The 12,167-nt window shown below is 37.6% G+C and carries 12 protein-coding genes; 4 read left to right on the top strand and 8 right to left on the bottom strand.

The genetic code is table 11. From position 1 onward, the window contains the following. Nucleotides 1–26 precede the first annotated feature (26 nt). A complete protein-coding gene (locus ABXZ32_RS08180; RefSeq protein WP_354618185.1) occupies nt 27–857 on the top strand; it encodes a DMT family transporter in 831 nt (276 codons plus the stop codon). A 5-nt stretch (nt 858–862) separates the two neighbouring features. Here the strand turns inward: ABXZ32_RS08180 and ABXZ32_RS08175 are convergent, their stop codons facing one another. Together ABXZ32_RS08175 and panB are read right to left on the bottom strand one after the other, a co-directional pair. Then, nucleotides 863–1,561 (bottom strand): RluA family pseudouridine synthase, encoded by a 699-nt coding sequence (locus tag ABXZ32_RS08175; protein ID WP_354618184.1) that lies wholly within the window; start codon nt 1,559–1,561, stop codon nt 863–865. A gap of 6 nt (nt 1,562–1,567) precedes the next feature. Next, nucleotides 1,568–2,386, bottom strand: a complete 819-nt coding sequence (gene panB / locus ABXZ32_RS08170; RefSeq protein WP_354618183.1) for a 3-methyl-2-oxobutanoate hydroxymethyltransferase — start codon at nt 2,384–2,386, stop codon at nt 1,568–1,570. Between the two features lie 117 nt (nt 2,387–2,503). Between panB and ABXZ32_RS08165 the strand changes: the two genes are divergently transcribed. Next, the gene (locus ABXZ32_RS08165) at nt 2,504–2,956 is read left to right on the top strand and encodes a nuclear transport factor 2 family protein (protein ID WP_354618182.1); all 453 of its coding nucleotides are present in this window, start codon (nt 2,504–2,506) and stop codon (nt 2,954–2,956) included. A 3-nt stretch (nt 2,957–2,959) separates the two neighbouring features. On the opposite strand, the gene ABXZ32_RS08160 is transcribed toward ABXZ32_RS08165, so the two are convergent. Continuing rightward, nucleotides 2,960–4,384 (bottom strand): L-serine ammonia-lyase, encoded by a 1,425-nt coding sequence (locus ABXZ32_RS08160; protein WP_354618181.1) that lies wholly within the window; start codon nt 4,382–4,384, stop codon nt 2,960–2,962. Nucleotides 4,385–4,719: 335 nt separating this feature from the next. On the opposite strand from ABXZ32_RS08160, the gene dnaK reads away from it, so the two are divergent. Together dnaK and ABXZ32_RS08150 are read left to right on the top strand one after the other, a co-directional pair. Next, on the top strand, nt 4,720–6,627 hold the full coding sequence (gene dnaK / locus ABXZ32_RS08155; protein ID WP_354618180.1) for a molecular chaperone DnaK: 1,908 nt from the start codon (nt 4,720–4,722) through the stop codon (nt 6,625–6,627). A gap of 130 nt (nt 6,628–6,757) precedes the next feature. After that, nucleotides 6,758–7,684, top strand: coding sequence for a hypothetical protein (locus tag ABXZ32_RS08150; protein ID WP_354618179.1), 927 nt, complete (start codon nt 6,758–6,760; stop codon nt 7,682–7,684). A gap of 72 nt (nt 7,685–7,756) precedes the next feature. On the opposite strand, the gene ABXZ32_RS08145 is transcribed toward ABXZ32_RS08150, so the two are convergent. From ABXZ32_RS08145 to ABXZ32_RS08125, 5 genes are all read right to left on the bottom strand, one after another. After that, nucleotides 7,757–8,578 (bottom strand): hypothetical protein, encoded by an 822-nt coding sequence (locus tag ABXZ32_RS08145; protein ID WP_354618178.1) that lies wholly within the window; start codon nt 8,576–8,578, stop codon nt 7,757–7,759. A gap of 286 nt (nt 8,579–8,864) precedes the next feature. Beyond that, the gene (locus tag ABXZ32_RS08140; RefSeq protein WP_354618177.1) at nt 8,865–9,392 is read right to left on the bottom strand and encodes a hypothetical protein; all 528 of its coding nucleotides are present in this window, start codon (nt 9,390–9,392) and stop codon (nt 8,865–8,867) included. 315 nt (nt 9,393–9,707) lie between these two features. Beyond that, nucleotides 9,708–10,247 (bottom strand): hypothetical protein, encoded by a 540-nt coding sequence (locus ABXZ32_RS08135; RefSeq protein WP_354618176.1) that lies wholly within the window; start codon nt 10,245–10,247, stop codon nt 9,708–9,710. Nucleotides 10,248–10,480: 233 nt separating this feature from the next. Further along, nucleotides 10,481–11,188, bottom strand: a complete 708-nt coding sequence (locus ABXZ32_RS08130) for a Crp/Fnr family transcriptional regulator (RefSeq protein ID WP_354618175.1) — start codon at nt 11,186–11,188, stop codon at nt 10,481–10,483. A gap of 318 nt (nt 11,189–11,506) precedes the next feature. After that, on the bottom strand, nt 11,507–12,148 hold the full coding sequence (locus ABXZ32_RS08125) for an alpha/beta hydrolase (protein ID WP_354618174.1): 642 nt from the start codon (nt 12,146–12,148) through the stop codon (nt 11,507–11,509). Between the last annotated feature and the right edge of the window lie 19 nt (nt 12,149–12,167).

Raw genomic sequence — 12,167 nt, 5'->3', positions numbered from 1 at the left:
GTTCAAAGAACCCACACCTAGCTCATTTGCTCGAAATAAATTTGGCCATGCTTTTCGTGAGCACCTCTGGTGCCTTGGGCAGGTTTATTCAATTGCCAGTTCCAATCACCATTGCTTCCAGGGCTATTTTGGCGTTTTTGTTATTATGGCTTTTTTGCAAATGGAAAGGCATATCCTTGAGCATTCTTAAAAAGGACTATCTCCCCATCTTGATGAGTGGCATATTTATGGGGTTACATTGGATTACCTATTTCTATGCATTAAAATTATCCAATGTTGCCATAGGAATGCTGTCTCTTTTTACCTACCCGGTAATTACTTCTTTACTGGAGCCTATTTTGCTCAAGACCAAATTTTTAAAAATCCACCTTTTATTGGGCATCATGGTATTGGCTGGTATCTATTTTTTGGTCCCCAAATTTGAAATGGGCAACTCTTATACTCTTGCAGTTGGAGTAGGGGTTTTGTCCGCACTTTTTTATGCGTTGAGGAATCTTGTACTAAAGGCGAGGGTAAAGCATTATAATGGATCAGCTTTAATGTGTTACCAAATGGTGATCGTAGGTGCTTTGCTATTTCCCGTATTTTTCTTTTTGGAAACCGATGCAGTGCTAAGCCAATGGAAAGGACTTTTAACCCTTGCCTTAGTGACTACAGCTATTGGACATACCTTGTTTTTGAACAGTTTTAAATATTTTTCCATTACAACCGCGAGCATTATCAGTAGTGTTCAACCGGTTTATGGAATTATAATTGGCGCAATTTTCCTGGCCGAAATACCATCCTTAATGACGATTTTCGGAGGGGTATTGATATTAGGTTCTGTTGTCATCGAAAGTGTTCGGACCTATAAATAGAATAACTAAAGACAAGCATTCCAGATGGGTTCGTTAGGGGGAGGGGCAACCAAATTGAGCATTTCCTTTTTAACTGGATGAATGAAAGACAGGTTTCTGGCGTGCAAATGTATACTGCCATCTTTGTTGCTGCGATCAAACCCATATTTTAGATCACCCTTGATTGGGCATCCCAAGGCATTTAATTGTGCCCGTATCTGATGATGCCTTCCAGTCTTTAGGTCAATTTCCAACAAAAAGTAATTGTCCAACTTTTTCAGTATTCTATAATCCAAGATAGCTTTTTTGCTATCTGGCACCTCATTTTTATGGGCGTAGGATTTATTTTGTTTTGTATTTCTTTTTAACCAATGGGTAAGGCTGGCAGAGGGGTTCTCTGGAGCGTTCTTTACAACAGCCCAATAGGTCTTCTTGGCATCCTTTTCAGCAAACAATTTATTAAGTCGCGGTAAGGCTTTTGATGTTTTTGCAAAGACTACAATCCCCGATGTTGGCCTGTCCAATCTATGGGCAACCCCTAAATAAACATTGCCGGGCTTGTTGTATTTTTCCCTAAGGTATTCTTTGACCACCTCACTTAATGGGGCGTCGCCGGTCTTATCTCCTTGGACAATATCCCCAGGCCTTTTATTAATGGCAATAAGGTGGTTATCCTCGTAAAGGACTTGTAGGTTTTTTGGCGTAGAAATTGTTTTAGTCTCCAAATTCAATTAATACTGTTCTTCTTCATTAGGAAAATCCCTGCTTTTTACGTCTGTGACATACTGTGAAATGGCATTTCCCATTTCTTCATATAAATTCATATAACGCCTCAAGAACCGCGGATTGAACTCTTGGGTAATTCCCAAAAGATCATGTACGACCAATACTTGTCCGTCTACTCCGTTACCTGCACCAATACCTATTACGGGAATATTTATGCTCTCGGCAACTTTCTTGGCCAAATCTGCTGGTATTTTTTCTAAAACAATTGCGAAACAGCCTAATTTTTCCAACAACTTGGCGTCCACCAGAAGCTTCTGAGCCTCCTCTTCTTCCTTGGCTCTTACGGTGTAGGTGCCAAACTTATAAATTGACTGTGGGGTAAGCCCCAAATGTCCCATTACAGGTATCCCTGCATTGAGAATTCTTTTTACGGATTCCTTTATTTCTATTCCTCCCTCAACCTTAACAGCATGGGCTCCGCTCTCTTTCATTATACGAATAGCAGAACGCAAGGCCTCTTTAGGATCACTTTGATAGCTTCCAAATGGAATATCAACAACCACTAGTGCCCTTTTCACAGCTCGAATAACCGATGAGGCATGGTAGATCATTTGATCCAGGGTAATAGGTAGTGTTGTTTCATGCCCGGCCATAACATTACTGGCCGAGTCCCCAACCAAGATAACATCTACATTGGCATCGTCAACAATTTTTGCCATGGAAAAATCATAGGCAGTCAACATGGAGATTCGTTCACCGTTCCTCTTCATTTCTATTAAGGATTTTACGGTTACTCTTTTGTATTCTTTTTTGGCTACTGACATGAATTTTGGTTTGAGACGATAAAAGTAAGGAGTTTTGTTCAAAAACTTTAAGGGATTCTTAGTTTCGGCTTTAAAATAATTAAGTTATTTTCGATATCGGACTCTAAAAATCATAAAATGAGAATTTTAATCTGTTTCTGCCTGTGTTTATTTGTTTTAAATGGGAATGCTCAATCTTCGGAAGAGAATGCTGTTAGGCAAACCATTGAAACGTTCTTTAAAGGTTTTCATCAACAAGATTCTTTACTCCTGAAAAGCGTAGTTTCAGATCAGGTAATTATTCAGACGATTGCCAACAAAGTGGATAGTACCTATGTACAGTCCGAAGATTACAATGATTTTGTGAGTCACATTATAGGTATCCCAACCACCACAAAGTTTCAGGAAAAACTGTTATCCTTCAATATCCAAATAGATGGGGCAATGGCGCATGCTTGGACTCCCTATGAATTTTGGTTAAATGATACTTTTAGCCATTGTGGGGTGAATTCATTTCAGCTGTTCAAAGATTCAGATTCCTGGAAAATCATATATATCATCGACACACGGCACAAACAAGGTTGTGATTAAGAATCAACAATCACTAAGATAAACCCCTACCGCTAATCCGCCTTCGGAGGTCTCCTTGTATTTGGAGCTCATATCCTTGGCAGTTTCCCACATGGTGTTCACCACTTTGTCCAAAGGAACCTTCGCGTTCTCAGGATTGGAGTCCATCGCCAATTCAGCGGCATTGATTGCTTTTATGGCACCCATGGAGTTCCGTTCTATACATGGTATTTGTACTAAGCCCCCTATTGGGTCGCAAGTGAGGCCTAAATGGTGTTCCATAGCAATTTCTGCGGCCATTAATGCCTGTTCAGGGGTGCCACCCATTATTTCTGTGAGTGCTCCGGCAGCCATCGCTGAGGAAACGCCAATCTCCGCTTGACAACCGCCCATAGCAGCTGAAATGGTAGCTCCTTTTTTGAAAATGCTGCCTATTTCACCGGCTACCATTAAAAACTTTTTCACGTGTTCAAAGGTGGCATCGTGGTTTTCAATGACCATATAGTACATTAGGACGGCAGGAATCACACCTGCACTGCCATTGGTTGGTGCTGTGACTACCCGCCCTAAGGAAGCGTTGACCTCATTGACACTAAGCGCAAAACAGCTGACCCATTTGAGGATTTGTCTAAATTTTACTTCTGTCTTCCGGATAGCCTCCAACCATTCTTGAGGATTGGAATAGGGGATGTCCCCTTTTAGACTTTGGGACATATCATAGGCACGGCGTCTAACATTTAAGCCACCTGGTAAATGTCCTTCTGTGTGGCAGCCTATGTACATACATTCTAGCATTGTATCCCATATGCGCTGTAACTCCCGATCTATTTCAGTATCTGTGCGCAATGATCTTTCATTTTCCAATACCAATTCCGAAATGGATTTGTTCTCCTGTTTGCAATATGCGAGAAGCTCCGTGCCCTTTACTATAGGGAAGGGGAAGGTTTTGAATACCTTTAGGTTTTGTTTGGCGTTTGCCCTTTCTTCTTTTACTACAAATCCTCCGCCTATCGAATAATAGGTTTCTTCAATCTTTTCTCCAGATTTCAATGTGGCCACAAATAGCATCCCATTGGCATGAAAGGGTAAAAACTGCTTTTCAAAAACAATATCCTGTTTGGCATCAAAAGGAATTTCCTTTTCGCTATTAAAACTCAAAATTCCTGTGGATTTTATTTCCTCTACAATACCACTGATATCTTCAATAGGAATATACTCTGGGTCGGCCCCGGTTAATCCCAACATAATAGCTAAATCTGTCGCATGCCCTTTTCCTGTTAAGGACAAAGAACCATAGATATGAACCTTAATGGAAGCAACTTGATCAAATAAATCATCTTCCTTCAATTCTTTGATCCATCTTTCTGCAGCCCGCCAAGGACCAAGAGTATGGGAGCTAGACGGACCAATACCTATTTTAAGCATGTCGAAGGTGCTAATACATTCCATTTACGCAATCGATTAAGTTGATAACAAATATATGTTTCTCTAAGACAAAAATGAATGAGAAATACGTTAATTCCAATTATGAAATTGGAGGGTATTATAAGTTACGAGGAATCAGCTAAATGCGCTTAAAGTTATTTAAGGTGTCATACACCTATAGTTAGAACTTTTACATGTCATATCATGGGAAGTTAGTGTATTTAAAGCTAGCAAAGGTTTGAATTGTCATTTTAGATACCGATAATCTGACACCTTGTCATATTTCTTTTCATGGCATAATCATTGACTTATAGGTATCGAATTATAAAAGGAATTTTCAACACAATAAAAACATAAATATGAGTAAGATTATTGGAATAGATTTGGGAACCACCAACTCTTGCGTATCCGTAATGGAAGGTAACGAGCCAGTAGTTATCCCAAATGCAGAAGGAAAAAGAACGACACCATCCGTTATAGCTTTTGTAGAAGGCGGAGAGATTAAGGTAGGTGACCCTGCAAAACGTCAGGCAGTTACAAACCCAACTAAAACCATATACTCTATCAAGAGATTTATGGGAAATAAATATTCTGAATCCAGTAAGGAGGCAGGAAGAGTACCTTATAAAGTAGTAAAAGGAGATAATGATACTCCTAGAGTTGATATCGATGGCCGTTTGTATTCTCCACAGGAATTATCTGCTATGATTCTTCAGAAAATGAAGAAAACTGCGGAAGACTATTTGGGACAAACAGTGACAAGAGCGGTAATTACTGTTCCTGCTTACTTTAACGATGCACAAAGACAGGCGACTAAAGAAGCCGGTGAAATTGCGGGTCTTACAGTAGAACGTATTATCAACGAGCCAACAGCTGCATCTTTAGCTTATGGTTTGGATAAGAAAGATAAAGAACAAAAAATTGTCGTATTTGACTTTGGAGGTGGTACTCATGATGTTTCCATCCTAGAATTAGGAGATGGTGTATTTGAAGTATTGTCTACAGATGGTGATACACACCTAGGTGGTGATGATGTTGACCAAAAGATCATCGATTGGTTGGCGGATGAATTTAACAAGGAAGAAGGAATTGATTTGCGTAAGGATGCTATGGCATTACAACGTTTACGTGAGGCTGCAGAAAAAGCTAAGATAGAATTATCTTCATCTGCCCAGACAGAAATCAACTTGCCATATGTGACAGCCACTGCTTCAGGACCAAAACATTTGGTGCGTACATTGTCTAGAGCTAAATTTGAGCAGTTGATCGACGATTTGGTAAAAAGAACTATTGCGCCTTGTGAGACTGCCCTTAAAGCGGCCGGTTTATCAAAAAGCGATATTGATGAAATCATTTTGGTTGGTGGTTCTACAAGAATTCCTGCCGTACAGGAAGCTGTAGAAAAGTTCTTCGGAAAAAAACCATCCAAAGGTGTGAACCCTGATGAAGTTGTTGCTGTAGGAGCTGCAATTCAAGGTGGTGTCTTGACCGGAGACGTGAAGGATGTACTTTTATTGGATGTGACACCATTATCTTTAGGAATTGAGACAATGGGAGGTGTAATGACCAAGTTAATTGAGTCCAATACAACCATCCCTACTAAGAAGTCTCAGGTATTCTCAACAGCGGCAGACAATCAGCCTTCTGTAGAAATACATGTCTTACAAGGAGAAAGACCAATGGCAACGGATAATAAAACTATCGGAAGATTCCATTTGGACGGTATTCCACCAGCACAAAGGGGAACACCTCAAATTGAAGTTACTTTTGATATCGATGCCAATGGTATAATCAAAGTATCAGCGACCGATAAGGCTACCAACAAATCTCAGGATATCCGTATTGAAGCTTCTTCCGGTTTGACCGAAGAAGAAATCAAGAAAATGAAAGCTGAAGCGGAAGCAAATGCCGAGTCGGATAAAAAAGCTAAGGAAACTGCTGATAAGTTGAATGAAGCAGATGGAATGATCTTCCAAACTGAAAAGCAACTGAAAGAATTTGGCGAAAAATTATCTGATGATAAAAAGAAACCAATCGAGGATGCTTTGGAAGAGTTGAAAAAGGCTTACGAATCTAAAGATTTGGCCATGATCTCTCCAGCTTTGGATAAAATCAATGAGGCTTGGAAAGTAGCTTCTGAAGAAATGTACAAAGCACAGGCAGAAGGACAACAAGCAGATGCCTCACCAAATGGTGAAGCTAGTGCAGACGCAGGTGCCAAAGAAGGCGATAATGTGGAAGATGTTGACTTCGAAGAAGTAAAATAATAAATAGAGATAGGTAAATTGATCGTGAAATCAATTTATCCAAAAAAGAAAAGGGGCGAAGCAATTCGCCCCTTTTTTATTTGATCTTCTTTTCTTTTTGTTTTGGTATAATATCGACTAATTTTGACCTATGGTAAAAAACTACATATCAACTTTTTTGGGAATTTTCCTTGGCATTTTAATGGTATTGAATGCCCAATCTTTGTATTCCCAGGAGATCAATATTTTTAAGTATACCGATTTTGACCTTAAGGGACCTGTGAAAACCTGTTTGGTTATCACCGATTACGGGAAAGAGGAGTTTGAGTTTAATGAAGCAGGCCTGCTTACCAAAGCTATTACCCGTTATAATGATGATGATTATGATATCACCATTTACAAATACGCCAAAGAGGAACTAAAGGAAAAACGATTCGAAAATTATAGGGATGGGGTATTTGATAGGAATACTTCCATTGCAAATATCTACACCATAGATACCACAGCAAATAAAAAAATAACGGAAAAGATAGTTTCCTATAACAAGGAATTTCTTGACCAGTACGAATATTATTATGATAAAGATGATCAGCTGGTAAAGATTACAAGAACCAGTACTGATGGCATTGATGAAACGTTGGTGGAATATTCTTCAGCAAAAGGAGAACAGACGGCTTCGTACTTTTTAAATTCAGTATTACTAAAAACGGTAAGGGTAAAAGAAACAAAATCCAACACAAATACCACAAGAAAAAATAAACTGGTCACTGATTTTTTGGATGGAGAGCCCAATACGGCCAAAGAGGAAATCTTCAATGCCAAAAACAAACTTATTTCCGAGACAAAAATGGTTTTTGATAAAAAAGCGAATAAATTATTGCCCATGGAAACCAAGACATATACCTATAATGAAGCCGGAATGTTACTAGAATTACGAACAAAAATAGGACAGGGGGTTTCCTTAAAAAAGTATGTATATCAATTTGACAATACCAAAAGCGGAAACTGGGTAAAGCAGATAATTACCCCAGATAATACTTATATTACCAGAAAAATCAAATACTTTGGGGCTAATTGATACTATAGTTTCAATCCAATTAAAAAGGGCCATGTATGAACATGGCCCTTTTTTTATGACTAAGATATATGGTTATTTCTTGACACAATTATTAATGTCTTCCAATGCTTGCTTTTGCATGGCTACTACTTTATCCATATAATATTTCTTGGTGGCTTCCAGTGTTTCGTTCCTTAATACTTCCTCGTTGCGTTCTGCACTCCAATTAGCGGGAGTGGAAGAAGCGGCACAATCAAAAACATTCATAAGATCCTTGAGTTTTATCCCATACTCCTTAAAGGTTAGCTCTGCAATTCTTTTAAGTTTCAATTGCTCTTCATATTCCAGTTCCCTGGCCCGTTGCATTTGAGCCGTTAATCGTTTTTGCTCTGCTATTTTCTCGGCCAATACCCGTTGTTGCTCTAATAGTTCTTGTTGTTGTTGTTCCAGTTGCCTTTGTTTTTCTTTTAGGCCATTTCCTTCTAATTGAATGGCTTTGGAAGAAGCATCAGATACGGCTATATTCTCCAAGTCATAATTTACACTTGGTGCAGAACTCGTACAAACATCAAATGCGCTTATTAGGGATTGCAATTCCTCATAAGCTTTTTGAGCGAAATACCTCCCTTTGTCCCAATCTTCCGGATCCGCAGATTTTTTTAAATCTACAAGTCCATTTAATATATAGTCCATGGAATTGTCACAACCACAATTTTCTGCTAATCCTTTTGTCTTCTCCAAGGCATCTATTGCCCTATCTGCATAATACATTTGATGGTCAAAGTTATTGGAGTCCAATGATTTTTTGGTGTGGCTTAAGGCATATGTCGCTGTGGAATACGCTTCACCGCAATTTGCAAATATTGCTGAGTTCAAAAAAAGAATTGAAATCAATAAAAAGCTTAATCTGTTCATAATGTCGGGGGTTGCTCATACATATATTAGCCCGCAAGAAGGAGAGAATATTTCTTTTTGGAAAAAATTTGTGGTCAACACAGGTCAAAATGTTGTGAATCAATGCAATTTGTCTGATAAAGCGGTTACTTCACCAGATTAAAAATGGATTAGGAAATGGGTTTTGTCCTTTAAGTGATTGCTTAAATAAGCAGGTCAAAATAATCTAATACATCCGATCCGTACAAAAAAAAAGAGCACGTGCTCTTTTTTTTAATTGATGAGTAAATTTTTGGTGGTAGCATCTTTATAGGATTTCACCTTCTACGGTACACCTAAGATTTTTCCTTTCATTTTCTTTTCTGATTTGAATCTTGTACACCTTTTTTACGTGCTCAGCATCTACGTAATATGACACCAAATAGGCATCCTTATGCACTCTCCAACCAGGATATTCCCTTGCAATATTGTTGCGAACTGGCGGAGGAAGATTCAAATTGGTAAATCTTTCAAATGAGGAAACGATTTTACCATTTTGGTCGTAAGTTGCAATGATGCGGCCGTTGGTCTGTTCAAAGATAACCTCGTACCCTTCGTGGTTGCCATCGTAGATACTAGCCTCTGTGACATCGAATCTTGCGGCTGTATTTTCTAGCTTCTTAACTAACTCTGGAGTATTTTTATCTTGAACCTTTCTTAAATAAGTGGTATTTAAAGGAGTTACAGTTACCCCTATTAATTTCACTTCCTTAAAATCTATGCTCGTAGGAATCTCTTGGGAATAGGCTAGGCTGGTAAGACCTAAATATAATAGACCGAATAATACGTTTTTCATGATGATATTTTTAAAGGATTAAAAATGAAAACTAATTTGTCAATAGAACTTGACTAATTCTTGTATTATCCTATAGATCGGGGGGCATTGGATTTAATTTAAACAATCACTAGCCTTTTATTTGTACTAAAATACATACTATGATGCATTTTTGTAAGCTACTTTAGTAGCCTTTCTGCATATTTTAACAATTTAATGTATGCTTTTTTTGATTTTACTTTTCAGTAATTTATAAAAATGATGGGCGGACAATTGGCCCGCCCATCATAGTATAATAAGACCCAAAAAAATGATGAAACTAATTCATTTCATCATTTATAATATATTGCCGTCCACATCACACTTCAGGTTCAATTTTTGATTTTCTTTCCTAAGTTGAATCCTGTATAATTTTTTGACACTATCTGTTCCTTCATAATAAGAAACTAAGTAAGCATCTTTGTGAACTGTCCACCCTGGGTAAGCTTTATAAAGACTATTCCTCACAGGTGCTGGCAGCGTTAAATCAGTAAACTTTTCAAAAGAGGTTAGTATCTGGCCATCTTTGTCGTAAGTGGCAATGATTCTACCATTTGTCTGTTCGAAAATTACTTCATAAGCTTCATGATTACCATCGTAGATATCGGACGATGTAAGATCGTATCTAGCGGCGGTATTCTCTAATTGAACCACTCTTTCTGGTGTAGTAGGGTCTTGGACCTTATTCAAATAATTAGAGTTCATATTTTTAACTGTAACTCCAGTTAATTTTACTTCCTCTACGTCAGCATCTTTGTCCGCGTTGGCAGGCTTGTCCTGAGCGTAGGCTAGGCTGGTAAGGCCCAGAAATAATAAACCGATTAAAACATTTTTCATGATGATATTTATTTAAAGGTTAATAAACAAAACTAATTGGCCAATGTAGCTTAGCTAATTATTGTTATAACCTGAAGAGGGGGGAATGGGCTTCGAGTAAAAGAATAGTTAGCCATTCACTATTACTAAAGTACACCCTACCTTCAATTTAAAATGCTACCTAAGTAGCAAAACGTGATATAAGATGTAAATCTTTATAAAAAAAATCGATAAAAACGGTAGATTTAATGGGGTTATACTTTTTTTCCGGATATTTTTTCTTCGAGAAGCTCTACATTGGTTACAGTAATTTGTTTTCTGCTTACCTCCAATATGCCTTCCTCCTTAAAGTTTTGAATATGTCGATTCACTACCGCTCTTGTAGTACCAATTAATGCACCTAATTCTGAATGGGAAAGCCCACATATGGACTGATAATGCGAAGAAGATTTATCCATGTTGTTATATAATAAACGGGCCAGTCGTGTTGGGATGTCCTCTAGTGCTACATTAATAATATATCGTTCCAAAATATTCATCTTTTGAACAGTATAGGACAAAAATGACTTATGCACCAAAGGATTGTCTTTCATCCATTCTTTCATTTGGGAAACAGGAATACATAAAACTTCTGTATCCTCCAAGGCCTCATAATATACTTTGTGGGTGCCGCAGCCCATTAAGGAGAAGATATCAAACACATCGTTATCCTGTAATAAAAATAGAGTAAGCAATCGATCGTTGGATGGATCAAAGTGATACACCTTTATTTTTCCTGTGATTAGTATATGAAACGTATATAAGGTATGACTGGTATCAAGAATGCAGGTTTTTTTAGGCCAATTTTGGGCAGTCGAAATTTCCAATAGATGGTTGAGGGAATTGTGCGTGACATGACTAAAGAGTTCACTCTCTATTAAAGTTTCATAATAATGTCGATATTTCTCTAATCCTATATTCAAGACTCCAACCGTTTTAAATTCAAACTATAAAGGGGGCTTCAATGCACTGCCATAAGCAAATATTGCTTATTACTATGTTTAGGAATAATGCGGGAGGAATAAATTCTATATTAAAATAAAAGAATTGTGAACTACAATTTACAAAAAAAAATTATTCCAAATGCTTAGAATAAAAGGATTTAGTATTTAATTATTGAATTAATGCTCTAAAAATCAATAAAATATAGACAATATACAGCGTAGTTTAATTAATTGGATACTTAAATTCAACAAATACTATTATAAGCAATGTGGCGTATTGGAGTAATTGTTTTACTTTTAAAGGGCATTGATAATTTCTTTTTTTACTTCATGTCCTCCTTCAAAAATTATTTCATTTGCCTTGCCTTGGAATATGTCCTCAATCTTGTATACTTCTAGATTTTTTCTTTCAGGGTTCAAATACGGATCCTTGTTTCCCATGATATAGGTGATTTTTGTCTTTTCCGATTGTAAATGTGAGAAATCGGTGTGGTTTAATTCCTTGGGCAAGCTTCCGGCATAAAGCACCAAATGGTTACATTTTATTTTCCTTTTTGCTACCCATCGTGCGGCAATGGATACGCCTTGGGAAAACCCCAGAACTATCAATTCACAATGCTCGGGGACTTTTTCTTTTTTAAATACAATATCTATATAGTGTAGGACATTAGTAATGCCTTCCTCTGTGTTATTTTTTGTTAGCCAACTGGCCCCCACATGAGTGTAGGACTCATTAAGGTAATATTTAGATTGGGCCTGTGGGGCTATGATGTAATTTTCTTCGTTAGGCAATTCGTTAAAATAACGGATAAAATAGGTGCTTAGGTGTCCCAAACCATGAAAGACCATCCAAACCCTTTTTGTTTTTTCGGTAAGCTTGTTTAAAGTGCTATATGAATTGGTAATAGTATAGGCTACACTTTTTTCTTTAGATGTCATATGTCAAATTTACAATTTT

Source organism: Sediminicola luteus, assembly GCF_040566555.1.
GTDB lineage: Bacteria > Bacteroidota > Bacteroidia > Flavobacteriales > Flavobacteriaceae > Sediminicola.
The sequence above is the reverse complement of the archived record's forward strand: the minus strand, read 5'-3'. Positions and strand labels throughout refer to the sequence as shown.